Consider the following 26898-nt stretch of genomic DNA (forward strand, 5'->3'; position numbering starts at 1 on the left):
GTCTGACGATGAAGATTCTGCAAAGATTAGCCAAAATGCTAATCCCTATAAAGCATGTGAGCGACTAAGCACCCCTATTTGCAGACAAGCACCGCTCGGGGATAACCCTACTTTGTCGCTCGCAACACCCCGTATCGAATCAATCCCCGCTCATATCCTTGACTCATCAGGGAAAGTGAAAGCGCCCCTTGAATCGTCGTCCAACCACTAAAAATTAAACCAATAATTGCCGCTGGATTGAAGGCAGAATCAATCACTACATTCCAAAATGGCGCTACAGCAGTTGACCAATCATCCGTCCGGATATCTTGAAAAGAAACATTGCGAGCAATTTGCTCATATTCCGGCAGAGAAATGACATAAGGCAAGCAATAAACTCGATAAATTTCTGCCAAATGCTTTAACTCATCCGGCGTCAAGTATCCATCGGGAAGCGTCACGGGACGATGACACCAAGTAGCCATTAAAAACGTGCCACCAGGCTGCAATACCCGGTAGCATTCTTGCAAGAATTTAACTTTATCCGGCATGTGTTCGCCGCTTTCCATAGACCAAACAAAATCAAAGGATGCATCGGCAAAGGGCAGATTCAATGCATCTGCTACCTGGAAGGAAGTCTGCTGACTTAGATTAGCATTAGCTGCCCTTTCCTTCGCCCTAGACGCCTGAACCGGACTGAGTGTAATTCCGGTGACTTTGGCGTTATACTTTTGAGCCAGATAGAGGGAACTGCCTCCAATGCCGCAGCCTACGTCTAGAATAGTTTCCACCCTATGTAAATTAGCCCATTGGAGTATTTCTTCATTCAGGTCAATTTGAGCTTGACGGCGGTCTTTTTTTTGCTTGCCATCTGCACCATAATACCCGTGGTGCATGTGTTCGCCCCAAATTTGCTCCCACAAACCGGAGGAGGCGTCGTAAAATTGCTGAATTTGCTCGTAAAGTGTTGCTGTCATGGAACCAATAGCTTTAATGCAGACTAAAATTAGTTTAATCGCAAGGGTACTTTACAAGACACGCGATCAAAAGTATTGTTGGATCGAATTGCAACCCATCCATGACAGTTTCTAGAACGATTTGCCTGGGGTTCCTTGCCGTAATCGGTTTGGGCGCCCTTTTGTTGATGATGCCGTTTTCTAGCAGCAGCGGGACTTGGATTGACCCGTTAGTGGCTTTATTCACCTCAACCTCTGCTGTCTGCGTTACGGGTTTGTCGGTTGTCGATGTCGGCACTTATTTTTCATTCTGGGGTCAGCTGTTTGTTGCCATACTTGTCCAAGTTGGCGGACTCGGTTATATGACGGCAACTACTTTTCTTTTGCTGCTGATTGGTGCCAGGTTTAGCTTGCGCGATAAAGTGGCAATTCAACAAGCTTTAGACCGAACGGGAATCCAGGGTAGCGCCCAAGTGCTGCGCTCGATTATTGCCACGACGCTAATATTTGAACTCACCGGAGTCTTTCTGCTGCTGCCTGTTTTTGTTCCCGATTTTGGATTTTATCGGGGACTGTGGTACGCAATTTTTCACAGTATTAATTCTTGGAATAATGCGGGATTTAGTGTGTTTAGTGATAGCTTTATCCGCTATCAATCATCGATTTTATTAAACCTGACGGTAACGGGGTTGATTATCTTTGGCGGGATTGGCTACCAGGTGATTATGGAAATGTACCTGTGGTTGCGCGACCGCATCCTCAGAAAAACCCATTGCATTATCTTCTCCCTCAATTTTAAAGTCGCGACCAGCACCACTTTAATTCTCTTAATACTCGGCACGGTGGCGTTCTTTTTAATCGAGCAGAAAAACCCCGAAACCTTTGGTAAAATGGACTTAAAGACCAAAATCCTAGCAGCTTGGTTTCAATCGGTAACGCCCCGAACCGCGGGGTTTAACACGATTGATTTTAGCAAAATGACCACAGCGGGTTTATTTATTACGATTGCTTTTATGTTTATTGGCGCCAGTCCCGGCGGGACAGGAGGCGGTATGAAAACGACAACGCTGCGAGTTTTAACCACTTGCACCAAAGCCATTTTACAGGGAAATGAAGAAGCTGTTTTGTACGAGCGAAAAATACCTCTATCGCTGATTTTGAAAGCGGTTGGCGTGTTTATAGGCTCGTTGGCAACTGTGATTATTGCCACAATTTTAATCTCTCTCACCGATACAAAGTTTAATTTTATTCAAATTTTGTTTGAGGTCGTGTCCGCTTTTGCGACAGTTGGTCTGTCCACGGGAATAACAGCTAGCGTCTCAGGTGCTGCGAAGCTAGTTTTAATTGTGACAATGTATGTGGGAAGGGTAGGCATTCTGCTGCTGATGTCGGCGCTTTTGGGAGATCCCAGCCCCAGTAAAATTCGCTACCCCGAAGAAAACTTACTCGTGGGGTAATGATGGTAGAAAATATTTGCTAGGCTGGAAAGATAAGACTGGTTTTGTAGGGGTTGTTCTCGCCAAAGTCTCTATTACACAGGTAGAAAAAAGTGAATCTGTCGTCCATAGGTTTTTTTCGCAGTTTACGCAAAGATAATAAACAGTATGCCGTGATTGGTTTGGGGCGCTTTGGGCGGGGAGTATGCTCGACTCTGCACCGTTTGGGATACGACGTACTGGGTACGGATGTTGATGAAAAACGAGTCGCTCAAGTCCTGACGGATCAAATTGTAGGTCATGCGTTGCAACTCGACTCAACCGAACCGTCGGCGCTAAAAGAAGCGGGAATTTTTGAGTTCGATACGGTGATTGTTGCCATCGGTAACTATTTACAAGAAAGTATTATTACCACGCTGAATCTGAAGGAAGGCGGCGTCCCCCACGTGGTGGCGAAAGCTTCGTCAGAAGTCCACGGTAAAGTATTAACGCGAGTGGGAGCAGACCACGTAGTTTATCCAGAACATGAAGCTGGTTGTGCATTGGCGCGCTTGCTCACTAAACCCGCCATTTTAGACCGATTTGAGCTAGACCCACACAACAGCATTGTAGAAGCGATCGTTCCCAAAGAATTTGACGGCAAAACCATCTACGACCTGCAACTTAGAACTCGTTATGGTTTAAACTTGCTAGCAGTGTGTAACGATGGCACCTTTGAAGTCAATCCCAACCCCAACCGACGCCTTTACAAGGGTGAAATTATGGTAGTAATTGGCTCTAACAAAGATATCGATCGCCTGCCAATTTAAAGAAGTGGAGAAGGGGGGAAAGGGGGAAGGGGGAAAGGGGAAAGCTAAAGCATTAGGTCTGTTTTCAAAGTCGATTCCCACAGAGGCACTTTTGCCACATATCTATTCCTTCCCACCAGTCTTTCCCTTTCCCCCTTTCCCCCTTTCCCGCTTCCCCCCTTTCCCCATTACCAATTACCCAGTGCTATTTTGCCTGAATTTCTCGCACAAACTGGTCGATTTGATCTGCTGTTTCCAGGTCGCCTTGCTGTCTATATAAATCTCTCGCTCTTCTCAGTCGCCCGCTGGCATCTCGAATGCGGCCTAAATTATACAAAGCCATGCCCCAGTTATAGTTAGCACTTGGATTATTAGGCTGGCGATTAACGGCTTCCCGATAAACAATTATAGCAGCTTCTAACTGGTTTTGTCTCGCTAAAACATTCCCCAAACTATTTCGCGCCGCCACAAAACGAGGAGCGAGATTAACAGCTTGCTGATAAGCAGAAGTTGCCGCTTTTAGTTGGCCTTCTTTCTCCAAAGCCAATCCCAAATTATAGTAAGCATTGGCATTATTGGGAGCCAATCGAATTGCTTGCTGGTAGGCAGTACTGGCTTGAGAAAACTGCTCTTGTTGATACAAAGTCAGTCCCCAATTGTAAAAAGCATCCGCATTGTCTGGATCGATTTGAATCGATTGTGCAAAAGCGGCGCCAGCTTCTTGCAGTTCGCCTTGTTGATATAAAGCCACGCCCAAGTTGTAGTAAGCTTGTGCCAAACTCGGATCGAGTCGCACCGCTTCCCGAAAAGCTGCTATCGCACCGGGAAAATTGCCTTGTTTGCTTTGTATAATCCCCAAATAATGCTGCGCCAGAGCAATATTAGAGTCGCGTCCCAGTGCTTGACGAAATGCGCGACCTGCTTGTTCAAAGTCGCCTTGGTTGTAAAAATTCACCCCTTGCTGGAACGAACGCGCCGCTTCCAGGTTTTGCGTTAAAACACCTTCCACCAGTTGTTTATTACCAGCGGTGACTGGATCAAACGGCGTTAAGACAAAACTGGTAACAGCAGCAACAAGATAAATCGACAAGGACTTTTTAAACATTTTTGGTGATTGGTAATTGGTGAAGTGTAATTGCTAATTGCTAATTGCTAATTGCTAATTGCGTTTTCTTGCCATTAGCCATTAGCCATTAGCCATTACCAGATGTTGGCAAAATCAACATGGCATCGCCAAAGGAATAGAAACGGTAGTTGTGTGCGATCGCTTCCCGATACAAATCTAGCAGCCTCTGACGCCCCACCAATGCACTCACCAGCATCAGCAAACTAGAGCGGGGCAGGTGAAAATTAGTAATCAGTCCATCAACGACGCGCCACTGATATCCCGGATAGATAAACAAATCGGTCTTGTCGCAAAATGTTTGCAATTCGCCGGTTACCGCTGCCGCCCCTTCCAACGACCGCACGACGGTAGTCCCGACAGCAATCACCCGCCCCCCTCGCGCTTTGGTAGAGCGGATTTTTTCTACCGTTTCCGCCGATACTTCTACCCATTCCTCGTGCATTTTATGCTGGGTTACGTCTTCCACTTCGACGGGTCGAAATGTCCCCACGCCGATATGCAGCGTCACAAACGCTCGCTCAATGCCCCGTTGTTCTAAGATTTCGAGTAACTCTTCGGTAAAGTGTAACCCCGCCGTAGGCGCAGCTGCCGACCCCGCTCGAGAGCCATAGACTGTTTGATACTGTTCTGGTAAAGCTTGGGAGTTTGTAATATAAGGCGGTAACGGCACATGTCCGAATTCCTCTAACAACTCGGTGAGGGATTTCCCTTCAGGGATATCAAACTGCAAAATGCGTCCCCCAGTCGCCTCGTCTACCGCCAGGACTTTGGCACTGAGTGAGGAAGACGCGGGGACAAAGGGACGCTCTGAAGTGGAGAGTAAAGATATCTTTGCATCCTCACTTGTCTGATTTTCCCTATCCTCTTCCCGACTAGATGGGGGGTCAAAAATAATCTTCGCACCCACTAGAAGGCGTTTCCCCGGTCTGACTAAGGCTAGCCAAGTGTTTTTTTGGCGCTCTTGGAGCAGTAAAACTTCCACCGATGCGCCGCTGATTTTCCGCCCGTAGAGTCTGGCTCTGATGACGCGGGTATTGTTGAGTACCAGTAGATCCCCCGGTTGGAGCAGAGCCGGCAAATCGCGAAATATGCAGTGGGCGTGGCCCTCTTTTGACTCCTCAACCACGAGCAGGCGGGCGCTATCCCTGGGCGTGACGGGATTTTGAGCGATCAGATGCTCTGGAAGAAAGTAGTCATAGGCGGCGAGGGTGCGATCCGCTTCCCTGTCAGGCTCGGGGGTGGGTGTCGTTGTATCGATGGGATGGGCAATTTTAATATTGGCTTTAGAAAATTCGTTCACTTGCATGGGATCGCTCCGGGTACAATAATATTCCTGGCAGATTTTTGTCGCGGTAAAGCTGCGTCATCTATCTAAGGATACAGATGGATACGATCTCAACGCACCCCTGGATTGGCGACCTAAATTGGGTAAAACTCCCTAGTCAAAATTGGGGGCAAATCCCCTAGTTTTTACCTGTTGAGCTGGGGAAAATAATATCAGTAAAGTATTGGCTTGGCCCCCAAGTACAAACATAATGGAATACCTCTATTTCCTCGCGAATGCCAGCCTAACGCAGAGAGTCGTTGATTTCCTACACGTAACCCGCCAACTCCCGGTGCATTCGGTCACAGTCCTTCATCAAATTGATGGCTGGGTGGTGAAGGTCAAAATGAGAGAACCCCTAAAACCACAGCAAGATGGGGACTTTAGGGCGTTCTTGAACGAAATAGGCATTCCCTATCAACCGGAAGTGCGAGTCAAAATGGCACTCTGGAGTTTGGATGCGGGACAATCACCCATTGAGGTGATGCGTCGCTACCAGGTAGCCGTGGTTTCTCACGGTCATCCGGATCGGGAGGAAATTGAAGCTTTTCGCAAGCAGTTTGTCAACGGATTGGGATACTGTCCCGAAACGCTGGCTTAAGACAATTAAAAATTAAAAATTAAAGATTAAGACAGTTATTTCTTGGTTTTTAATTTTTAACTAACCTCGCGGAATTCCCCATCCGCCGTTAGCGGTGGGGATGGATAGCGACGGCGCTCTCAGAGCCAATCTCTCTTGGGAATCTCCAAGCAAATCAGGTAAACTTGTATTGGTCGATGACCCGCCTGACTGTATGGAACATAAAGGCTAATTCCGAAGTAGCGGTAAGACGCTTGCCGTTCGCGTCAGCGTCAGCGTGGCGTAAGCCATAGAAACATCAGAGATCAGGGAAAGAACTTCTCCCACTTCTCGCCATTGCAGAAATCCACGAGAAGTTGTACGTAAAAAGCTTAAACAACCTGTGGAAGACGGGTTGCTGCCTGTGGAGGCAAAGTAAGACCATCATCGGACCCTAGTTCCTTGCCTCGTAAGAGTCGCTAACGTGGCATTTGCCTGTGAGACGGGAAATCCCGAAGACGAATAAGACCGTCCCTGAATTGAGTTGTTGTTGGAAGCCCCAACCTCAGCTCTCGCAGGTTGGGGTACTTCACTTTGACACTTCAGTTGTCGAAGGCTGACTGGATGTAGTCTCGCAAGAAGAGGCGATATCCAGGTATCTGTAAGGATCTATCAGAAATGATGTCGTTGGCGATCGCTGCTTGAGATAGCTTACGGGATAGCCGTTGATAGCCAACGCAAGCAACGTCAAATCGGCAGGGGTATTCAGCTTTCTCTGGATAGGCTGCGAGAAAAGCAGTAGCAGCACTCCAGAGTTTAGCTTGTTTTTGGGGCGCGATCGCTTCTCTTCCATCCCCATCCCAATTCCTTTGACTGCGGGTTTTAACTTCTACGAAGGCGATGTAGGGCATTGAGGAAGAAGGCAGAGGGGGAGGTGGGCAGAGGGGCAGAGGAGAATTTGAACGTACATTCTCCCCTGCTCGCTTGCTCCCCTGCTCACCTGCTCCCCTGCTCCTCTGCTCCCCTGCTCCCTGTTGAGCAATGATATCCAACTCTCCCCAGCGACAACGCCAGCGGCGATGTAGAATTGTCCAACCTTGTGCCTGTAACCAAGAGGCAACGAAATCTTCTCCTAAAATACCGATATCGGCGGCAGAGGATGGTGGGTGGCTTGGATCGACCATAGTATGAGGTATCGTAAACATTGATAATAAGAATCGCAGAGTTTTAGCCCCAGGGAACATGAGCAGCGGAAAAGGCCATCGGATTAAGAGATTTTTACTGATTTTAGCGACCGCAATTTTGGCAATTGTTGGCACGATAACCTCACCAGCTTTCGCGTTGGAATATAACGAGGAATTTCTCATCGGTGCTGACTTTTCCAATCGCGATCTAAGGGATGCTAGCTTCACTAGAGCTAAGCTGCAAAAGAGTAACTTTAGCCATTCAGATTTGCGCGGGGTAAGTTTATTCGGCGCTCATCTAGAAAAGGCGAATTTAGAAGGCGCTGACTTGAGTTACGCCATCATCGGTCAAGCACTTTTCCTCAAAGCGAATTTGACCAACGCCGTCTTAGAGGGTGCTTTTGCCCCCAATTCTAGGTTTAACGGCGCTACTATCGATGGGGCAGATTTTACCGATGTCATGCTGCGCGACGATCAGCAAAAAATGCTGTGTCAAGTTGCCAAAGGTACTAATCCAGTCACCAAACGCGATACTCGCGATACTTTAAATTGCCCTTGAGGAGGAGGGGAGATGGGGAGATGGGGAGATGGGGAGATGGGGAAGTAGTTAATTCTTATGAGTTATCTCCTTTGCAGGTGTGGTCAAAACCCGTTGGTCATATCGCAAAAATTTCACCGCGTCAGGAGCGTCCCCTTGTCCCCCTGTCAATCTCAACCAACAAATGATTGACCGCACCTCTCCTTTGCCCCTCTGCCCACCTGCCTTCTTCTTCAATGTCCTATGCCCAATATCCCATGGTCAGATCAATGGTAGAAACCTGACATTCTTCCTCTAATTGCGCGATCCGCTGTTTAGCTTTGAGGAATTCTTGGGAGTATTGCTGAGCGGGTTCCGGTTCTTTTATCGGGTCGGTTTTTTGCCACAAATCTAAAAAGTAACGAGATTGTTTTTCGCACATTAGCTGTTCCATGCGCGCCAGGGCGGCTAGAATTAAATTAGTCACGCGGTAAGTATCGTACTGAGTGATTTCGTTGAGGTGAAATAGAGGTTGGACTTGAGCCATTTCCTGTTTAAATTCTAGGCATTGGTCTTGTAGCTTCGAGAGCAGATCGAAGTCAGTGTCGGGAGTTGTTTCCTGTAATTCTAATATTTTCGCCCACAAGAACCGATGGTGGGAAAGGCTAAATTGTAAATCTCGCTCTTGCAAACCATTAATGACGGATTGACGATGTTCAAGACAGTGGAGGTAAATGCGTAGCAGTAAAGCTTCTGATTGTATTAACCGAGCGCGCTCGCTTTCTACTACAATGGTTTCCGCAGGTTGCTTTGTTACCACCCCAGTAGATTTTTGTCGCTGGTTTCGTTTAATTTGAACTAGGAGCGTTTGGGCGTGATTAGCTACCAGTCGCGACTCGCCTTGACTGAGAATTTCTGCACAGTGGTTAATATAATAAGTGCGGATTTCTTGGTTGGCAATTTGTGCGAGTAATTTCACCATTTGCTGCACAACTCGCTGATATTGATCCGCCTGTTTGAGGTTTTGATCTTTAATCAGAAGCTGAATTTGCCAATCTAACCATAACGGTGCGGTTTCCAGCAGATGGCGATATTTTTCCCCACCGTCGCTGCTGCTGTTGAGGAATTCATCCGCGTCTTTACCATCGGGGATGTTGAGAATGCGTAATTGCACTTCCCCAGCGTCAGCTAAGTCCGAAATTTCCCCGATGGCGCGAGAGGCGGCGTTAGTACCGGCGGCGTCGGCGTCGAAGTTGAGTACGAGTTGTTTGGATTCGGTGTAGCGCAGCAGTTGGCGGACTTGGGCTAAACTGAGTGCGGTTCCCAACGAGGCGACGGCGTTGGTAATCCCGGCGGCGTGGAGGGCGATCGCATCAAAATATCCTTCGACTACAATACCTTGGTCAAGCTTTGCGATTGCATTCTTGGCTTGATCGAGGGCGAATAAAGTTTTACCTTTATTAAATAGTTCGGTTTCTGGCGAGTTGAGATACTTGGGTTGTTCGTTGGTGAGGGTTCTACCGCCGAAACCGATGACTCGTCCGTTGGTATCGCGGATCGGGATGATGATGCGATCGCGGAAATAATCGTAATACCCTTCCCCCTCCCGCCGCCGTCGAATCAATCCCGCTTGTTCTAATAATTGCACCGGGTAGTGTTTATCTTCTACCAGATATCTGTACAGCGTTTCCCACCCTGCGGGTGCATATCCTAACTGAAAGTGTTGGATCGTTTCCTGGCGCAAGCGTCGCTGAGATTGCAAATATTCCAGCGCCTGATGTCCTTGGGACTGACGCAAAGCATGTTCGTAAAACCGCGCCGTCAGCGCCAGAATTTCGTATAACTGCTCGCGTAGCGAAAGTTGCCGTTGCAGTTCTTGCCTTTGTTCTGGTTCCAGGGTTTTTATCGACACCTGGTAGCGTCGCGCCAATTCCAACACCACATCACCAAAGGATTGCTTACCCAGTTCCATCAGGAACTTAATCGCACCTCCCCCAGCTTGACAGCCAAAGCAATAGTACATCTGCTTACTCGGACTGACGGTAAAACTAGGGGATTTTTCGGTATGGAACGGGCATAACCCGACAAAATCTTTACCCCGCTTACGTAGCACGACATGTTCCGAGATTACATCCACAATATCGGCTCGTTGCTTGACTTCTTCTATGGTATCTGGATGCAGGCGGGGATTTTGCATTGCTTCCCAAAGGTCAAATCCATACCTATTGTATGGGGCATCAAGGAAGCTGGGGAAGATGGGGAGACGAGGAGCAAAAGGTGAAGAGGTCCAGGTGCTCCAGGAGAATTTGAAGGTACATTTTCCCCTGCTCACCTGCTCACCTGCTCACCTGCTCACCTGCTCACCTACTGCCTCATTGCCCACTATTTTTACTTTGAACCCAGTGAAATTATGAGACTTTTTTTTGCCAAAATATTTCTGCTCTGCTCCAGTATGGGACAATTTTGCCACCGAAATTTTAATGGCAAATTTTTCTCATCTCAGATGAAATTTGGCGGTAATTGTTGTTATTTTTAGTCGTAAATTAGGAAGCGTTAAAGTAGGGTGGGCATTACCGCCCTACTTTCGCGTTTGATTTGGAATGCGTGGATTACTGTATTTAAGCGTGACAAATTCAGAAGATGTACGTCAAGCGTAGATTTACGATGCCATAAGATTTCCCAAGTACCGTACTATTACTGAAATACTGAGAGATTGCCTAAAAATTCCTTGGCTTCACCCTAGCATTGCCACTTATAAATAGTCTTATATTAGCATAGCTTATATATAAATTAACCGTATTATTACTGAAAAAAGAGTCAAAGTATACCCTTTGCCTGAGTGTTGCTAAATATAAATTTCTCATAAACTTTTTTCTAATCAGGTAGGAGGGGGCAGAGATACGAGAAATGGAGAGCGATAGGTGGGTAGCAGGCGCTGGGCGAACGCAACCAAATCGCTCTTTACCATCTTCAGAAAATTTATGCAGGCAAATTAATTATATTTTCCTTTCTGCCTCGCCTTTTATGCAGTCTTGAAAAAGCGGATAATTTCCCGGACGTGGTCGAGAAATTGGCTGTCTGTGGTCAGTTGAGCGATTGCATGTTGTGCTTCGCAAGAGAGGCGTTGATGTTCCGCCTGATTTGCGGCGCGCAGTTCTTCCAGGGTAGTAGCGATGCGAGATAAATCGTTGCGAGTTGCTTCCAAGAGGCGCTGTTGGGTTGCGACAACAGATTGGGGCCCTTCTGGGTTAAGTTGGGCTGAAAGACGCTCTACGGTTGATTCTAGACTGGTAAAACGCGATCGCAACTCCAAAATATCTTCACGAGGATAGACGACTTGTTGGCGAATCGCTGCCAGTCTAACGGCTAAATACTCATAAGCGCGGTAAGCTGGACGCAAAAACGTTAACAATAAAGCCGCACCGGAACTAATATATCCGATGGGACTAATGCCCGTGGCGGCAAGGGTGTAAAATGCGATCGCAGAAATTATGTGGAGTGTAATGGCGATGGGGAGCGATCGCTTAGCCACCATTTTGGCGTAATTAACTTGTTTTTCATCTACCCTAATTCCTTTTTCAGAAGATTGAGCGGCTTCTGCAATAACTTCTTTTGCTTCAAAATGGATATTCCACGGCACGGTTACAATAACTAATAGCCATTCAAAAATAGCGACAGCAATTACCCAGTCGAGAAAGCTACCAGTTGGCACGTGCAACCATTGTAAAATGCCATAAACCAGCAACACAAAAAATACAACTCCGATATTAATACTGATAATGCTGTAATACATGCGAGTCACCTTCAGATAAGTTTCGCTTCAATCCTGGCTGGGTTATGTGGCAATATTTGAAGAGTCTGTGACGGTTTTACAAGTTGCACAGAATTTTTTTGAACCGCCATAGACGCGCCAGCGGCTTCCCGTAGGGTAGAAGCCAAGAACGCCAAAAAGAGGAATGTTATGAAACAATTTGATTATTCGTTGGATTTCAAGAAGATCAATTTTCGAGAGCATCCGGAACTGTATCGAGTCGGGAAAGGGGAACAGGGAGTTTTGTTAGTTGAACCATATAAATCGGAAATTTTACCTTACTGGCGGTTTAAAACACCGGAAATAGCTAGAGAGTCGAGCGAAAAAATATATCAGATATTTTTGGAATATCTGGAACGAGATGATTTTGTTGGGGCGGATATGGCGCGGAAGTTCTTGCAAATGGGTTACACGCGCTCGCGGAGATATGCCAACCATAAAAGCGGCAGGAAATATAAGAACAATCCGCAAAAAGAAACTTCAATAGCCGCCCAAAAACAAGCCCGTAAAGAGATTATGCCTAACGAACCAGACCCGGTAAAAGCCGAATCTGCCGCCATTTTCAAAGTTAAGTGGACAGCAGCTAAGACAAATGAGAAATATCAACAGCTTTTAGCAAAGCATCAACAGTTGTACGAGCAGGAATAGAAAAATTATAGTGGCTAATTGGTAATTGGTAATTGCTAGATAAATTCCTAATAACATTCCATTAACCATTAACCAGCCATTAGCCATTAACCAGCCATTAGCCATTAGCCAGCCATTAGCCATTAGCCATTAACCGCAGAAAATTGAGTTAATATAGTTTTAGATTAATCTGGAAATACAACTATGTCAAAAAAGACGCTTGGCCTTGACAATCAACTGTACAATTACCTCTTATCTAATTCCTTGCGCGAACCAGAGATTTTGCGCCAATTGCGGGAAGAAACCGCAAATCATCGCTACGCGACGATGCAAATTGCCCCAGAACAAGGACAATTTATGGCACTGCTAGTGCAGCTATTAGGAGCAAAGAAAACGCTGGAAGTGGGTGTATTTACAGGTTATAGCTCGCTTTGCGTCGCGCTGGCACTACCAAAAGATGGAAAAGTAATTGCTTGCGATATCAGCGAAGAATATACTGCAATAGCGCGTCGTTATTGGGAAATAGCAGGAGTAGCAGACAAAATCGCTCTGCGAATTGCACCCGCATTGGAAACCTTGGATAAATTATTGGCAGAAGGACAGGCGGGAACATTTGATTTTGCCTTTATTGATGCAGATAAAGCGAATTACGAGGGGTATTACGAGCGATCGCTTCAACTAATTCGCCCCGGCGGTTTAATTGCCGTCGATAATGTTTTATGGGGTGGAAGAGTCGCAGATTCGCAAGTTCAGGATAGCAGTACTCAAGCAATTCGAGATTTCAATAAAAAATTACACCTGGACTCAAGAGTAACTTTGAGTATGGTTCCCATTGCAGATGGATTGACTTTAGCACTGAAGCGGTAAAAGTGAGATGTAGAAACCGGGTTTTTTGGAAAAACCCGGTTTCTGACCAAGGTGCGATCGCTGGCAGTGCTAGATTGATAAAAAAGGCGATATGCCTACGGCACGCTACGCGAACGCACGCAATTTATCCTGAATAGGACTTACGCAAAGAAACAGAAACCGGGTTTCTATGAAAAATCGTCGGTTTGGCAACTAGAGATCTACAGAGAAACCCGGTTTCTAGGTCGCCCAAGCGTAAGTCCTGCTTAAAATATCCGGAGGAAATATGATACCAGTCACGCAACAACGTTACTACTCCCCCCAAGAGTATTTAGAACTCGAAGAAGCAGCAGAATTTAGAAGTGAATATCACGCAGGAGAAATCATTCCTATGACAGGTGGCACTCCCAATCATAACCAAATAGCAGGAAATTTTTATGCTGCAATCCTAGCTGCATTGAGAGGACAACCTTATCGAGTTTTTATGACCGATTTACGCTTGTGGATACCCCAGCGTAAAATATACACCTATCCGGATGTCATGGTAGCTTCCCGTCCTGTAGAGTTGCTAGAAGGACGCAAAGACACGATTACCAATCCTCTGATGATTGCCGAAGTATTATCAATATCAACAGAAAGTTATGACCGAGGCAAGAAATTCGAGCATTACCGAACTATTCCAACATTTCAAGAATACATTCTCATCGATCAATATAGAATGCACGTTGACCAATTCTCCAAAACGGAAGAGGGAAGATGGTTATTTTCTGAATATGACGGAGAAGGGGCGGTATTATCTTTAACCTGCGTAAAATTGCAAATTCCCTTACCGGATATTTACCAAGAAATTGAATTTGAAGCTGAGGAAGACGAGTAGCGAACGCTCCCATTTCTTCTCTATGCGTCCTGGAGCGGTTCAAAAAAAGAGCGATCGCTTTATATTTGCTATCCGCCCCACTATTAATCACCAGTTTTAAAGCTCTATGATGGCTAACATCTTCAGGACTTACGCAAAGAAACAAAGGGCGCTCCGAAAAATCGTTGGTTTGGGAACCAGAGATATGCATACCCTAGCTTGCGCGAACGACGGTCTTCACCTTTGTTTCTGGCAACGCCCTTGCTTGAAGAGGACACACCGGACAAGGAGACGCTCCTGACGCGGGGAAACCCCACGGATAAATCCGGGGGATTCAAGCAAGGAAGAATTTCTTTTCTCTCCACGGATAAATCCGGGGGCTTGTGACCAGGTGCAGAGATCTTGAGAATGGTGCACTCTTAGCGTCTCCCATTCTCCCCGTCTGGTGCGTCTTCAAAGGTCAGTCCCGATCGAGATCGCTAACTTGCACTCTTGTGTTGCTGTTTCTGTTGTAAAAATTCGGCAAAATCCCTGACTTCTGCTACTAAATCGTCAGATAAATCATCTAACACACCTGCCAAATGCTCCCGAACTCCCATAGTTTCCCGCGCCGCCACAGTCAATACTAATTGCTGTGGATAGACAGTTTCCACACCAATCGTTTCCATAAATGCTCCCTGCTCATCCTGGGTTGCTGGTACAAAATTTTCTTGTTCGTCGTATTTAACCCAGCCCCCAAACAACTCGACAATATAAGCCTCGCCATTATTCAGAACTTCGACAATTGCTCCCACCGTTCCTACTGGCGCTACTCCCCCATGAGTTAAGGGAATTTCCTCGGTTAACTTTACCCCATCAAATAACTGAAATTTCATCATTGCAAGCCCCCCAACCTATCTGGTACTGCTGTAACAAACCTAGCTACATCAAGATTAAAAAGCATAATCCAAACCGTGGGTATCCGCCGCGATAAACCAGAAGGCCAGGTAAGCTGGATATAAGCTCGATAAAGCTCACCTTGGGGATTCTGACTCTGAGGTTGTAGCATATCCAAAGATACTGATGTCAGGATAGCTTCTCGAATTGCTTCCGGCGACTCAAACCCCATTACCTCGCGCCAAAACTTTCGCTTATCTTCACCTTCTCCAGATTCAGCAGCACGCTTGAGGAGATATTGCGCCTTAGCAATAGGAAATTCAAAACTTGCTGGGGAAGTCATGGTTGCGCCGATCAAAGAGAGCGATCGTTCCTTACAGTATAGAATAATGGGAGTGCGAAAGCTTAACTCACCCCACACTAATTGAGATAATTATGAAAATCTTCCCCCACCTCGCGAATATCCGGATCTTCATGCTGCAAAGCTCGTGCGAGCGAGTCTTTCAGTTAATTCCCTATCAATTTGAATATATAGCTCTAACAAACGTCTATACTCCTCGTCTGTCCCATTTTTTAGCAATGGTTCGGCACTCTTTTCGATGTTTTCCAAGATCCAGTTTTTAGGAAGCGAAAGAATAGCTTGTCTGCCAAGTTCAATATCCGAGTGCGAGACACTTGCTAAATCAACTAGATCGTTTAACAAACTCTGACGTTCTTCAATTTTCAGATATTCTATCAGTCGCAGTGTTCTCTTTCAGTGGGGTTGTGTAGTGCTTTTTTAATAAAAGCCATTCTATCTGTACAATTGTTCAGAAAGTCTTGGCGAGTTTGGATGTAGGCAAGTTCTCTTTCAACAAGATGATGCCAAAATTCGCGTTCTTTCTCTGCATGTTGTTCTCTGCGCCTGGAGCGGTTCAAAAAAAAAGAGCGAACGCACACCAAGCGATCGCCCCCATAAATCTAATTTTGATCAGAACGACCACCCATATAAAGAGCAGTAGCCAAAGCGATTCCCGGTAAAGCAATTACCACCGACAAAGGAGACTGAAACCAACTCGTTTGCTGATAACGTGCTTTGCGATACATGCAAGCAACGCTGGGAGTAGCAGAACTCAACAAAACGCTACTTGCGATCGCAACACTCGATACAATAGCTGCCGCCGACAATTTGGCTTTCATAGTTGTTCCTCCAACTTGGATCAATTTTAAACCCAATCTCTCTAACCGAGTACCAATAAAAAAAGGCGACCTCATGGGATATGCCATCCAGCACGCTACGGGAACGCGATCGCATTCAATCTCCACGCCAGGTAAACATAATTTGCTCGTCAGCTTGCCTAAACTCAATATTAAACTTATCAAATACAACCTCTCGCCCCAAGAGCATCACATCTGCCGTATTATTTTGTAACCAGGCAACTGGAATTGTAAAACTATGTCCATCAATCGTAACTTCAATCCTGCGTAAAACATACTCTACCTTTCCACCGATTGCCTGACCGACTAATATTTCCTCATCATCAGCCAAAGCATAGCCTAAATCTTGACCTACTTTTAGAGAAATGACGCTAAAATCTGCCCCTGAATCTACCACCATCGTTGCATCCATTTCAAACTGTTTATGCTTCAGTTTGACTTGATAGTCAGGCGACCACTCATGGCGGCTAATCGTGCGAAAGTAAATCGGTAAAATTACAATTGAACCGACAAAACCGGGGACTAAGTAAATTGAATAAACCTCTCCTGAAGCTTCAGCTAACTGCAACACTTCAGGCAAATTTTCACTATGAGCAATAATTCCATTGGCATTATAGACAACATATTGATGGGCATACTTTTGTAACTGGCGACGGTTATGATTTAGCCACTTGAGCATGGCGCGGCTTTCTTCAGGAGTTGGTGTTCTACTCATAAGTTTTGCCGAAGATAAAGGAATCGGAGCATCGCACTTCGATTATAGACAAGGGTAAGAGCGAAAGCTATACTCACCCTACACTGATTGAGATAATATTGACAAATTTCTCAACAACAGGACTTACGCAAAGAAACAAAGGGCGATCCGCAAAATCCTTGGGAAAGGGAACCAGAGATATGCCTCCCTTCCGCGCGAGCGAACGACTCTTCACCTTTGTTTCTTTTCTCGTCGTGCGTAAGTCCTGAACAAATTCTGTAAAAGGCATTTCTCGAATCCTTAGGTAAGTAACGCAAGTTGCTAGTTATAAACAAGGGCGTTGCAAGCTTGCTAATTGCTAATCTTGGATTTTTACCAATCGAACCATTAGCCATTAGCCATTAGCAGCTCCCAGAGAGATAACTAGCAACTTGAGTTAAATAAAGCTTACCTATAGGATTTTAGACTAACCGCGCCCTTCGGCGCGGTTAGTCTAAACGGAAGTAATGAGGTTAATTTTACGCTCCAGCTTTTGCTGTTTCTCTGGACTCACTTGTTGGCTTGGCTTCAGGTTGGGGAGATTGAATCTGGTTGAGGTGGATCGTATTCACTTGGTTAATAAAGGTTTCCACCGATTCCTGTACTTTTTGTTGGCGCTGGGCTTCATCTGGTAGATCGTAGAAGCGATAGGGCGAAACTCCTAGAATAAATTTTTCCTGTTCCGCCTCCAATAATTCGACAGTCGTGTTGGCTGCAAGCCAGGTTTTCTGAAATGGAAACGAGGTCGAAATACTCGTGACAATCGCTGCTATAGCGGGGAAAATGACGGGTAACCAACGGGTGAGACTTGAGCCGGTATCAAGCTTGTCCAAAAGTACCAAGATGGGCGTCACTCCTGATAAAACAACTGTAGAGAGTTGAAAGATATAGTAGATGTTTCTCGCATTCCGTCGCGTCACTTTGTAATCGTCAATCAGTTGCTGAGAATATTCAATCGCTCTACCTCGAATCAGATTGATCGGATCGTCCTCAACTCCAATCGCTTTGCCAAACATACAATTGTAAAGTTCGGCTTTTCTTTGATTATCCAGTTGTTTTGCCGATCGCTTGTAGGTTTCCTGGAAACGCCGATTGAGAAGGATAAGAAAGACGAGAATGGTGAGAGCCGCGAGCGTGTAGATGACTATTATTAAATGAGCTTGGAACAAGACAGCGACTGCGATCGCACCTATGCAACAGGCAATCAGCAGAAACTCTATTACACTAAAAATTAGGGGAATCTTGACATCGGTTGTGCCCAAGCTACTGGAAGCTACTGAGTTACTGTTCAATTGAGTGGTCATCTTCAAATTACGACTGCTACAACACAAATTGCTCCAAACAAAATCTATTATAGGGCAAACTATATGTCTGCTCTAATGTACTTCTATTGTACCATAAAAAATTACCAGTTATTGTGCGGAATAGGTGGTGGTAGCAACGATTGCAGCCTCAATATTGGTATCCTTCAGCTTTGCCCCATGGTGTAGGAAATTTTTACCGCTACGCCGCATGATACCCAATATAAAGATGGGTGATGGAGACTGGGGGGATCGAGCATGGTGCTTATCTTTACACTTGGATGAGAGGGTTACCTTGAGTGTCCCAAAGGTGATAATAGTGACCGCCACTTAATAGCAGATCGGCATGGGTTCCTTGCTCAACTAAGCGCCTCTGGGCTTTAATTCTGATCGGAACTACCACCCATATAAAGAGCAGTAGCCAAAGCGATTCCCGGTAAAGCAATGACTACGGACAAAGGAGACTGAAACCAATTCGTTTGCTGATATCTTGCTTGGCGATACATGCAAGCAACGCTTGGAGTAGCATAACTCAACAAAACGCTACTTGCCATCGCCACACTCGATACAATAGCCGCCGCCGACAATTTGGCTTTCATAGTCGTTCCTCTAACTTGGCTCAATTGTAAATATTACTCTCTCCAGTGGCTTTTTTCTATAGAAGGTGTTCTACTGATAAGTTTTGCTGAAGATAAAGGAATGGCAGCATCGCACTTCGATTATAGACAAGGGTAAGAGCGAAAGCTATACTCACCCCACACTAATTGAGATAATTCTGAAAATCTTCCCCAGCTTCGCGAATATCTGGATCTTCATGCTGCAAAGCTCGTTTAGCGAGTCTTTCAGTTAAATCCCTATCAATTTGAATATATAGCTCTAACAAACGTCTATACTCCTCGTCTGTCCCATTTTTGAGCAACGGTTCAGCACTCTTTTCGATGTTGTCCAATAGCCAGGTTTTAGGAAGCGAAAGAATAGCTTGTCTGACAAGTTCAATATCCGAGTGAGAAACACTTGCCAAATCAACTAGATCTTTTAACAAACTCTGACGTTCTTCAATTTTCAGATATTCTATCAGTCGCAGTGCTGTACCTCTTTCATTGGGTTTGTGTAGTGCTTTCTTAATAAAAGCCATTCTATCTGTACAATTGGTCAGAAACTCTTGGCGAATTTGGATGTAGGCAAGTTCTCTTTCAACAAGATGATGCCAAAGTTCGCGTTCTTTCTCTGCATGTTGTTCTTGAAGCATAGTTCCCTTTCTGCTTATCGTAATTCCTTCTTACCTGCGTAAACCCACCCGCTATTGAGAAATTTATCAACAAATTCTGTAAAAGCCATTTCTCGACTTGGGTAGATAGTGTGATGAGTTGGTGAGTGAGTCCCGCCAACATCTTTACCATCAGCCACCACATCAATACCTTCAGGCAACTCTGTATCTTTATCTAGTTTATGGTAGTGTCCCGTGAGTGGTGCGTATTGGATATCGCCAAAAGTTGATGCACCTGTCGGTGGCTGTGTCGGTTTTACACAATTATTTTCAACCGCAATATCTTTATTTTCACGCGGAGGACGGGGGCTTTGTCTGTTGCCAAATGCGTACAGTGTTTTTTGTACCTGAACTCGTCTAACAGTGTTGGCGGACTCTCCAGAAGCTTGACGTTGGCTATCCGCCCCATTATTAATCACCAGTCTTAGAACTCCCTGATGGTCAATATTTTACTTTAGCACTTACTAATCGATAGGCTATAGAAGCAAGAATACCGGCAAATTTGGCGCTCTTTCCCTTCTGTCTATCCTCTGTGCGGGCTGGTTTGTAAAACTTAAGGAGCGTTCGCCTAACAGCTTATACCCATCTGAACCGTAGAAACACGTATTTATCTGACTATATGCTATTGAGATTGATGATGGTTTCAGTGTTTCTTCCATTATAAATTAATCAAAAAAACGTTATTTTATGTTTTATGTATTTTTTGGAAGATCGTAAAAATGTTATCGACGGATACGATACAACTTATTCCCCTATTAATAGCGCAAGCTCAAACTTGTTCAACTCCAGACGCACTGCAATGGATCGCAATAACTGCCTTAGTTGCTTGAATGATTGGGGCAGTTGGAGTATTTGCCGTTAGCACTGCGGCTGCAATTGCATCTATAGCGTTCGCAATAGTACAGGGAATTCTTACAGGTGCTTCAATTGCTGCGATAGTTGCTGCAATTGACGTAGATCTTAATACAACTGGTATTTCAGTAGGGTTAATAGTCACAATGGTGAATGCTATTAAAGATATATTAGGATGCTAATAAATTTAGTTGTTTGTGACAAATAGGATAACCGTCTTGACCAGCATTTAGATGCCAATGTTCTGATAGAAAAAAGAGCGATCGCACGCTTGCGCGATCGCCCCTCCCTATAAAGCCCGCGAAGGCGGGCTTCGTTTGTGTAGCGATAGGTTTCAACCTATCGGATTCTATTAACCTATCGCTTCCCGCACCAACTTATCCCAACCCAAATCCTTCAGAGAATTATTCCGACGCAAAGGACGAGTCACCAATTCCAACACATCGCGCGCATTAGTAAACCCGTGAATTTGAGCAAAAGTAAACTCAACCGACCACTTAGTATTAATTCCCCGCGCTTCCAACGGATTAGCATGAGCCATCCCCGTAATCACCAAATCCACTTTTTGCTCGTAAATCCGCTGAATCTGATTGTAATTATCCGGCTTTTCCACAATCTTCGGCAGCGGCACGCCCATTTCCTGACAAGTCTTTTCTAACAATTCCAATTCAGCCGCTTGATAGCGCTTATCCATGTAAGGAATGCCAATTTCTGGACAAGTCATACCGCAGCGAATTAAGAACCGTGCCAGGGAAATTTCCAGCAAATTATCGCCCATGAAAAACACAGACTTGCCGCGAATTAAACTAATGTAATCTTCCAAACTTTCCCAAATTTGTTTTTCCCGTTCATCCAAACCTTTCGGTTCAATTCCGAACACCGAGCAGATTTTTTCAATCCAGGCGCGAGTACCATCGGGACCAATTGGGAACGGTGCGCCAATCAATTTGCACTTGCGACGACGCATTAAAGTTGTGGCAGTCCGCGACAAGAAAGGATTGACACCCGCGACATAATACCCTTCTTCTAAAACGGGCAATTCAGTGTAGCGCTTCGAGGGTAACCAACCAGAAACTTTAATCCCTTGCTTCTTCAATTCCAAAGTTAATTGAGTTACAACCGGGTCGGGTAAAGAACCGAAAAGAACTAAAGGTGGATGCTTGACATATTCCGATTCTTCTGCTATTACTTCTTCTTTCTTTTTACCGAAGTTGAGCAGTTTTTGAATCGCATTGCGTTCTTCTTTTTCGGCTTCCTTTTCTTTGCTGGGACAGCGCGCCGCCATTGCGGCTAATACGGTATCTTCCCCTTGGGTAAAAGCGTAGTCCAAACCGTTAGCGCGCGCGGTGACAATGGGAACTCCAATTTCGGCTTCCAGCTTGGGTGCTAAGCCTTCCAAATCCATTTTGATGATTTCCGTCGTGCAAGTGCCGATAAAGACGATGACGCTGGGGTTGCGATCGCGCTTAATCTGCAAGCACAATCGCTTCAATTCCTCATAGTCATTCAATTGCGCCGAAATATCTCCCTCTTCCAACTCCGCCATCGCGTAGCGGGGTTCGGCGAAAATCATCACCCCCATCGCGTTTTGCAGGAAATAGCCGCAAGTCTTAGTACCAATTACCAGGAAAAAACTATCTTCAATTTTCTGGTACAGCCAAGCCACGCAGCTAATCGGACAGAAAGTATGGTAATTCCCAGTTTCGCACTCAAAGGTAAGCGCTTGGGGTTGTTGAGTAACAGTCATTTGATGTTAATCCTCTCTCTATAAATGGACGAAGAAATCATTCGGGGACTCGCCCCGTTATTTCAATTTCTATTAATTTGGGCAACCAGGAGTGTAAGTGCGGAGTGTACCCAACCTTACAACTCCAACAGATTTTTTGGCGATACTGACGGCGGTTAATCGTTAACTGCCAACAAATTTGTTATTTCTTCCAGACATCATCATCGTCTTTCAACTCCACTTCCCCAAGCTCCTCGAAAGTCATATCGCCAAAGGCATCCAAGTCATCATCATCCGATTTCTTGGACGATTGTTCGCCGAATCCAAGGAAGCTGATGTCACCCAAATCTGCCAAGGACTCATCCTTAGACTCAGAAGCAGTTTCCTCGTCGCCCCATGCATCTAGGGAGATGTCTTCCATATCCATCAGCGACGCTGCGGCAGATTCATCCGACGCTTCAGTGTCAAAATCATCGAGCCCCATGGCACCAAAGGCATCCTCTTCTTCTTCGCTCGATTCATCAGATGCTTCGCTGCCAAAATCATCAAGCGCCATGGCACCCGACTCCAACGAGGATACTGCGAGCAAATCTTCAGTTTCCTCTTCCTCTTCTTCTGCGAGCAATCCCACCTCAGCAGATGCCTCAGATGGCGTTGGTTCAACTTTCTCAGGTGGACGGTTACCCAGCGCGATGTCGGGGTCGAAATTCAACTCCAATACATCGATGAGGGAGTCTGGATCGGAGTTGAGTCTGGAAAACGGGAACATCAACTGCGCCAGCTTGGGTTCGATCGCGTTGAGTACCCCCAGGATGAGGTAAGAGGGAGGTCGACGACCACCATCTGGAGTCTTAACGCTATCGACCTCCATTTGTAAGGTCATCCAACTGTGATTTAGCTGAAAATATTCCAACCACTTCTTTTTTAGAGATGCCGTGAAGTCGTCAAAGAAAGCCACAGGTTCTCCCCCTCATCCTGAAAACTAGACTGTTTAAACCATCATTAAGTCTAGTTCTTCTTCCTCCGTCTTTGGCGCTTGTTTGGTTGGATTTAGGTAAAAATCTGACAAGAGTGCGAACAAATCCCGGTCTGGAGCATCGTTTGGCACCACGCCTTCTGGCAGCGCCAGCAGTTGGTCGGCAATGTTGAGGTAGTAGTCGCAGACGTAGTTGAGCGAGGGGTCGCTTTCTGCCATTTCAAACAAGGTCTTGCCCTTGACGCGGGACACGCGAATGTCTTCAATCAAAGGCAGCACTTCCAGCACCGGCATGGGGACGGATTCTACGTATTTATCAATCAAATCGCGCTTCGAGGTGCGGTTGCCAATTAAACCAGCCAGACGCAACGGGTGAGTCCGAGCTTTTTCCCGCACCGAGGCGGCGATGCGGTTGGCGGCGAACAAAGCGTCAAACCCGTTGTCGGTGACGATGATGCAGTAGTCGGCATAGTTGAGGGGCGCTGCAAAACCGCCGCAAACCACGTCACCCAATACGTCGAACAGAATCACGTCATATTCGTCGAAGGCGTTGAGTTCTTTGAGCAGCTTCACAGTTTCGCCTACCACGTAACCGCCGCAACCCGCACCCGCCGGAGGGCCACCCGCTTCCACGCAGTCCACTCCGGCGTAGCCAGTGTAAATCACATCTTCGGGCCAAACATCTTCGTAGTGGTAGTCCTTCGCCTGAAGCGTATCAATAATCGTGGGGATTAAGAAACCAGTCAGGGTAAAGGTGCTGTCGTGTTTGGGGTCGCAACCAATTTGCAGCACTTTCTTTCCACGTTTGGCTAAGGCTGTGGAGATATTACAGCTCGTTGTGGATTTACCGATGCCGCCTTTTCCGTAAACTGCTAGTTTCACAGGCTTTTGTTCTCCTTAATTTTGGCTTGTCAAAATATGCTTGATTTGTCTACTGCTGCTTGGGGAGTGCAAGACAAAACTTACTTCTTCGGGCGCATTTCGCTCCCTGCGACGGAAAGCTTCCTGCTTCAACCTTTGGGAGTCGGCGAAAACAGTCCCCAGGCGTAAATTCCGCGCTTGCCGCACGTACTCGGTTTTTTGGAGCATTTTCCAGATTTATTGCAGCATTTAGATCGCGAGCAATGGAAACGCCACACTTACTGCATTTGTAAACACGCTCCAAGAGAGGCATTGGTTGAACGTTGCCGCAGCAAGAGCATGTTTTAGAGCAAGCGAACCACCTGTCAACCAGTTCCAGTTGAGTACCAAAGAATGTCGCCTTATAATTCAAGATTCTTCGGAATTCATCAAAGCCCAAGCCTGAAATAGCCAGAGCTAATTTTTGATTAGCCATCATTCCTTGAACATGCAAATCTTCAATCCGAATGTTGTATTACTTAAGGCTTATGTCAGTCGTGGTTTTCTGCAAAAAGTCTCGTCTGATGTTAGCAATCCGGGCGTGTCTTATTGCCAATTTTTGGTATTACTTTAAGGCATTGTTCGATGCCCTAATTCCTTGACGACGGTTGCCCAGTTGTTTGTTGCGGTTATGCCACATATCCTTACTTAGCTTGGTTAGAGCCTGTTTCAGGCTGTGTGTTGCAACAATTTTAGAGCCATCTGATAAGGTGGCAAAACATTTGACACCTAAGTCAATGCCAACCGATTGAACTGGGTGTAGAAGTGGTGGAATTTTGTCAACATCTAACGCGAATGATACTCTCCATCTGTCCGCTTTCCTCGAAATAGTGAATGTTTGGCTGGAACAGAGGAATGGAATTCTTTGTTTAAGCCTGAATTCTCCTAAACCGGGGATTGCGATCTTCTTGCCTGGGTGAAGAATTTGACGATGAGTCAACGGAATCATTGGTTCACCCTTGGCAGGATACACCGGGTGACTTTTTCAGGACTGTGAAACTGTCCCCCCTCTTTTTAGATTTGAATTGAGTCTAGCCTGAATCACCTTTACGCCATCGGTCAACCGCTTTAGCTAAATTTCTTAGTGCTGATGAATAGATGGCTGATGGATATTGTTTCATCCAACCGTATTCAGGTTTAGCCTTGACCTGGTTGGTTTTGACTTTCTCAATCTCAACTAAGCGCTTGGAGTCGCTAGCTTTAATTCCCTGAAGTCCCCATGATTGGGTAAGCAGCGATCGCCCTTGCGTTATACACGAGGCGGCCAAATCCAGCGCCTCCGGCAAGTTTTGAACGCTCAAAGTTATTGAGTTTTAGCTCTAACTTCAGGCTGTACATCGCTACTCCTCCAATAATGGGCTAAAGGCTGTGAGCGAAATGCTAAGGATTAAGCGGGATACCTAGATAAATGCCTACCTGGTACTACGTCTTTGATCGCCGAAGACTAGCGGTTCGTTCACTACACAAAAGCATTATTGTCCAACTTTCCCTGGATTGAAAGGGCTTCTCAAGACAGGTAATGGTTTAAAACAGAGCATCTGCTTTTATTAGTTATTTATAAATTGCCAACCGCTTTTGCTTCAATCTATAGCATTTAAAACTTATTTTATTTACTTTTATGTTATTATTTATAATAAGTTGTTACAATAAGCAAAAGTAAAAAAATCGGTTTCGCGGTGGGGTGCGATATGCATCCGGCAAGCTGAGGGAAAGCACTTCTGCTGAGTATGAATTGGGTGCGGTGATAAGACTTGGTGAAAGTTGCTCACCTACTAACCTGCTGATCTGCTCACCTACTCACCTGCTGATCTGCGAGGTTTGGCAACGGGGGTGTGAAATTAGTAAAGAATAATTAATTTTAGCGCTGGCTCGACTTCTGTCTTTGGTTGGTAGTCGCGGAAAATGGGTTAGTTACAATGAAGTGACGTTTGCCCCGCGATCGCATCATGTAACCAAAGAATATGCCAATCATCGAAGCTTTTGACCTGAGCAAGGTCTATCCGGTGGCAGTCAAAGAACCAGGGCTAAAAGGAACGCTGAAGCACTTTCTGCGCCGCACCTACCGCCAGGTAAAAGCCGTGCAGTCGGTTTCCTTCCAAATTGAAGCGGGCGAGGTGGTGGGGTTTTTAGGCCCGAATGGTGCGGGAAAAACCACGACGCTGAAAATGCTCACCGGACTGATTCATCCCTCCAGCGGTAAAGTCCAAGTAGCAGAACGCATCCCCTTCAAGCGGGACAAGGCATTTTTGCAAAAAATTACCCTAGTAATGGGGCAAAAACAGCAACTGCTGTGGGACTTACCAGCATTGGACTCGCTCAGAATCAACGCCGCCGTCTACGATATACCAGAAAAAGAGTTTCGCTATCGGGTGGGAGAACTCACCGAAATGCTTGCCCTCGAAGGCAAATTAAACCAACCCGTGCGAAAACTATCTTTAGGCGAACGCATGAAAGCCGAATTACTCGCCGCACTCTTGCACCGTCCCCAAGTACTATTTTTAGATGAGCCAACTTTGGGACTAGATGTCAACGCTCAAGTTAGCGTGCGCGACTTCTTGCGCGAGTATAACCAGCGCTACCAAGCGACAATACTTTTAACCAGCCACTACATGGCGGATATTACCGCTTTGTGCCAGCGAGTACTTTTAATTCACCAAGGACAGCTAATTTACGACGGCAGTTTAGAAGGGTTATTAGAAAGATATGCCCCCTGTCGCGAAGTTCAACTCGAACTAGCTCATGCCCTACCTGAAGAAAAATTATCTCCCTACGGAGAAATAGAAGCAATAGAAGGGCGGGAAGTGCGCTTGCTAGTGCGAAGGGAAGAACTCACCCGCAGGGTTTCTCGGATGTTAGCCGAGTTGCAAGTATTAGATTTGACCATCACAGATCCGCCGGTTGAAGATGTAATAGGTCGGGTATTCCGTGCCGGGGTGGTATCGTGAGTGAAATTGAGTCGCCCAGACCCTAAAGCGTGCGGCTACACGAACTAAGCCTGCCTCCGCAGGCTTTGGTTTAGTCCGCGCAGGCGGACTTGGTTTGTATAGCCCCAGGCTTCAGC

Annotated in this window: 30 protein-coding genes and 1 pseudogene; 8 read left to right on the forward strand and 23 right to left on the reverse strand. The window is 45.9% G+C overall.

Going from position 1 to position 26898, the window contains the following annotated elements; all coding sequences use genetic code 11:
* Positions 1 to 107: 107 nt before the first annotated feature.
* Positions 108 to 956, reverse strand: coding sequence for a methyltransferase domain-containing protein (locus ACE1CM_RS12715; protein ID WP_374877871.1), 849 nt, complete (start codon positions 954 to 956; stop codon positions 108 to 110).
* Positions 957 to 1057: 101 nt separating this feature from the next.
* Between ACE1CM_RS12715 and ACE1CM_RS12720 the strand changes: the two genes are divergently transcribed.
* Positions 1058 to 2392, forward strand: coding sequence for a TrkH family potassium uptake protein (locus ACE1CM_RS12720; RefSeq protein WP_374877872.1), 1335 nt, complete (start codon positions 1058 to 1060; stop codon positions 2390 to 2392).
* Between the two features lie 92 nt (positions 2393 to 2484).
* Positions 2485 to 3180 carry a potassium channel family protein gene (locus tag ACE1CM_RS12725; RefSeq protein ID WP_374877873.1) on the forward strand — a complete coding sequence of 232 codons (696 nt, stop codon included), beginning with the start codon at positions 2485 to 2487 and terminating at the stop codon, positions 3178 to 3180.
* Between the two features lie 184 nt (positions 3181 to 3364).
* Here ACE1CM_RS12725 and ACE1CM_RS12730 read toward each other — a convergent pair whose 3' ends face one another.
* Together ACE1CM_RS12730 and queA are read right to left on the reverse strand one after the other, a co-directional pair.
* The gene (locus ACE1CM_RS12730; RefSeq protein WP_374877874.1) at positions 3365 to 4264 is read right to left on the reverse strand and encodes a tetratricopeptide repeat protein; all 900 of its coding nucleotides are present in this window, start codon (positions 4262 to 4264) and stop codon (positions 3365 to 3367) included.
* Between the two features lie 88 nt (positions 4265 to 4352).
* Positions 4353 to 5591 carry a tRNA preQ1(34) S-adenosylmethionine ribosyltransferase-isomerase QueA gene (gene queA, locus ACE1CM_RS12735; RefSeq protein WP_374877875.1) on the reverse strand — a complete coding sequence of 413 codons (1239 nt, stop codon included), beginning with the start codon at positions 5589 to 5591 and terminating at the stop codon, positions 4353 to 4355.
* 229 nt (positions 5592 to 5820) lie between these two features.
* Here queA and ACE1CM_RS12740 point away from each other — a divergent pair, with 229 nt between their 5' ends.
* A complete protein-coding gene (locus tag ACE1CM_RS12740) occupies positions 5821 to 6210 on the forward strand; it encodes a hypothetical protein (protein ID WP_374877876.1) in 390 nt (129 codons plus the stop codon).
* Between the two features lie 560 nt (positions 6211 to 6770).
* On the opposite strand, the gene ACE1CM_RS12745 is transcribed toward ACE1CM_RS12740, so the two are convergent.
* Entirely contained in the window at positions 6771 to 7352 is a 582-nt protein-coding gene (locus ACE1CM_RS12745) for a YraN family protein (RefSeq protein ID WP_374877877.1), read from the reverse strand.
* A gap of 58 nt (positions 7353 to 7410) precedes the next feature.
* On the opposite strand from ACE1CM_RS12745, the gene ACE1CM_RS12750 reads away from it, so the two are divergent.
* Positions 7411 to 7911: a pentapeptide repeat-containing protein gene (locus tag ACE1CM_RS12750; RefSeq protein ID WP_374877878.1), complete on the forward strand. Its 501-nt coding sequence runs from the start codon at positions 7411 to 7413 to the stop codon at positions 7909 to 7911.
* Positions 7912 to 8131: 220 nt separating this feature from the next.
* Here ACE1CM_RS12750 and dnaG read toward each other — a convergent pair whose 3' ends face one another.
* Positions 8132 to 10066 carry a DNA primase gene (gene dnaG, locus ACE1CM_RS12755; RefSeq protein ID WP_374877879.1) on the reverse strand — a complete coding sequence of 645 codons (1935 nt, stop codon included), beginning with the start codon at positions 10064 to 10066 and terminating at the stop codon, positions 8132 to 8134.
* A gap of 825 nt (positions 10067 to 10891) precedes the next feature.
* Positions 10892 to 11662 carry a hypothetical protein gene (locus ACE1CM_RS12760; protein WP_374877880.1) on the reverse strand — a complete coding sequence of 257 codons (771 nt, stop codon included), beginning with the start codon at positions 11660 to 11662 and terminating at the stop codon, positions 10892 to 10894.
* 168 nt (positions 11663 to 11830) lie between these two features.
* Here ACE1CM_RS12760 and ACE1CM_RS12765 point away from each other — a divergent pair, with 168 nt between their 5' ends.
* The 3 genes from ACE1CM_RS12765 (at position 11831) to ACE1CM_RS12775 (ending at position 14030) form a co-directional block, all read left to right on the forward strand.
* Entirely contained in the window at positions 11831 to 12328 is a 498-nt protein-coding gene (locus tag ACE1CM_RS12765) for a DUF4385 domain-containing protein (RefSeq protein WP_374877881.1), read from the forward strand.
* A gap of 183 nt (positions 12329 to 12511) precedes the next feature.
* Positions 12512 to 13174, forward strand: coding sequence for a class I SAM-dependent methyltransferase (locus ACE1CM_RS12770; protein ID WP_374877882.1), 663 nt, complete (start codon positions 12512 to 12514; stop codon positions 13172 to 13174).
* A gap of 265 nt (positions 13175 to 13439) precedes the next feature.
* Positions 13440 to 14030: a Uma2 family endonuclease gene (locus ACE1CM_RS12775; RefSeq protein WP_374877883.1), complete on the forward strand. Its 591-nt coding sequence runs from the start codon at positions 13440 to 13442 to the stop codon at positions 14028 to 14030.
* 458 nt (positions 14031 to 14488) lie between these two features.
* On the opposite strand, the gene ACE1CM_RS12780 is transcribed toward ACE1CM_RS12775, so the two are convergent.
* The 17 genes and pseudogenes from ACE1CM_RS12780 to ACE1CM_RS12860 form a co-directional block, all read right to left on the reverse strand.
* Positions 14489 to 14887 (reverse strand): DUF2281 domain-containing protein, encoded by a 399-nt coding sequence (locus tag ACE1CM_RS12780; RefSeq protein ID WP_374877884.1) that lies wholly within the window; start codon positions 14885 to 14887, stop codon positions 14489 to 14491.
* Positions 14884 to 15228, reverse strand: coding sequence for a DUF6883 domain-containing protein (locus tag ACE1CM_RS12785; RefSeq protein ID WP_374877885.1), 345 nt, complete (start codon positions 15226 to 15228; stop codon positions 14884 to 14886). Before ACE1CM_RS12785 ends, ACE1CM_RS12780 begins: the two co-directional genes overlap by 4 nt.
* 129 nt (positions 15229 to 15357) lie before the next feature.
* A complete protein-coding gene (locus ACE1CM_RS12790) occupies positions 15358 to 15588 on the reverse strand; it encodes a hypothetical protein (protein WP_374877886.1) in 231 nt (76 codons plus the stop codon).
* Between the two features lie 257 nt (positions 15589 to 15845).
* Positions 15846 to 16064 (reverse strand): hypothetical protein, encoded by a 219-nt coding sequence (locus ACE1CM_RS12795; protein ID WP_374877887.1) that lies wholly within the window; start codon positions 16062 to 16064, stop codon positions 15846 to 15848.
* 115 nt (positions 16065 to 16179) lie between these two features.
* Positions 16180 to 16797: a retropepsin-like domain-containing protein gene (locus ACE1CM_RS12800; RefSeq protein WP_374877888.1), complete on the reverse strand. Its 618-nt coding sequence runs from the start codon at positions 16795 to 16797 to the stop codon at positions 16180 to 16182.
* 497 nt (positions 16798 to 17294) lie between these two features.
* Positions 17295 to 18119 carry a DUF4231 domain-containing protein gene (locus ACE1CM_RS12805; RefSeq protein ID WP_374877889.1) on the reverse strand — a complete coding sequence of 275 codons (825 nt, stop codon included), beginning with the start codon at positions 18117 to 18119 and terminating at the stop codon, positions 17295 to 17297.
* 377 nt (positions 18120 to 18496) lie between these two features.
* Complete coding sequence (locus tag ACE1CM_RS12810; RefSeq protein ID WP_374877890.1) at positions 18497 to 18715, reverse strand: hypothetical protein; 219 nt, start codon at positions 18713 to 18715, stop codon at positions 18497 to 18499.
* A 161-nt stretch (positions 18716 to 18876) separates the two neighbouring features.
* A complete protein-coding gene (locus ACE1CM_RS12815) occupies positions 18877 to 19365 on the reverse strand; it encodes a hypothetical protein (protein ID WP_374877891.1) in 489 nt (162 codons plus the stop codon).
* A 14-nt stretch (positions 19366 to 19379) separates the two neighbouring features.
* Positions 19380 to 19802 (reverse strand): hypothetical protein, encoded by a 423-nt coding sequence (locus ACE1CM_RS12820; protein WP_374877892.1) that lies wholly within the window; start codon positions 19800 to 19802, stop codon positions 19380 to 19382.
* Between the two features lie 350 nt (positions 19803 to 20152).
* Positions 20153 to 20380 carry a hypothetical protein gene (locus tag ACE1CM_RS12825; RefSeq protein ID WP_374877893.1) on the reverse strand — a complete coding sequence of 76 codons (228 nt, stop codon included), beginning with the start codon at positions 20378 to 20380 and terminating at the stop codon, positions 20153 to 20155.
* Between the two features lie 207 nt (positions 20381 to 20587).
* Complete coding sequence (locus ACE1CM_RS12830; protein WP_374877894.1) at positions 20588 to 21982, reverse strand: ferredoxin:protochlorophyllide reductase (ATP-dependent) subunit N; 1395 nt, start codon at positions 21980 to 21982, stop codon at positions 20588 to 20590.
* A gap of 181 nt (positions 21983 to 22163) precedes the next feature.
* Positions 22164 to 22919: a DUF5331 domain-containing protein gene (locus tag ACE1CM_RS12835; protein ID WP_374877895.1), complete on the reverse strand. Its 756-nt coding sequence runs from the start codon at positions 22917 to 22919 to the stop codon at positions 22164 to 22166.
* Positions 22920 to 22952: 33 nt separating this feature from the next.
* A complete protein-coding gene (gene bchL / locus ACE1CM_RS12840; protein ID WP_374877896.1) occupies positions 22953 to 23819 on the reverse strand; it encodes a ferredoxin:protochlorophyllide reductase (ATP-dependent) iron-sulfur ATP-binding protein in 867 nt (288 codons plus the stop codon).
* 15 nt (positions 23820 to 23834) lie between these two features.
* On the reverse strand, positions 23835 to 24026 hold the full coding sequence (locus ACE1CM_RS12845) for a hypothetical protein (RefSeq protein ID WP_374877995.1): 192 nt from the start codon (positions 24024 to 24026) through the stop codon (positions 23835 to 23837).
* A gap of 64 nt (positions 24027 to 24090) precedes the next feature.
* Positions 24091 to 24276 (reverse strand): annotated as a pseudogene (locus ACE1CM_RS12850) (zinc ribbon domain-containing protein); the annotation flags it as partial.
* A gap of 126 nt (positions 24277 to 24402) precedes the next feature.
* A complete protein-coding gene (locus ACE1CM_RS12855; RefSeq protein WP_374877897.1) occupies positions 24403 to 24786 on the reverse strand; it encodes a hypothetical protein in 384 nt (127 codons plus the stop codon).
* Between the two features lie 82 nt (positions 24787 to 24868).
* Complete coding sequence (locus ACE1CM_RS12860; RefSeq protein ID WP_374877898.1) at positions 24869 to 25138, reverse strand: hypothetical protein; 270 nt, start codon at positions 25136 to 25138, stop codon at positions 24869 to 24871.
* Positions 25139 to 25798: 660 nt separating this feature from the next.
* On the opposite strand from ACE1CM_RS12860, the gene ACE1CM_RS12865 reads away from it, so the two are divergent.
* Positions 25799 to 26782, forward strand: a complete 984-nt coding sequence (locus ACE1CM_RS12865) for an ATP-binding cassette domain-containing protein (protein WP_374877899.1) — start codon at positions 25799 to 25801, stop codon at positions 26780 to 26782.
* The last annotated feature ends 116 nt before the right edge of the window (positions 26783 to 26898 follow it).

Origin of the sequence: Microseira sp. BLCC-F43, from assembly GCF_041929235.1 — a bacterium.
Classification (GTDB): Bacteria; Cyanobacteriota; Cyanobacteriia; order Cyanobacteriales; family Aerosakkonemataceae; genus Microseira.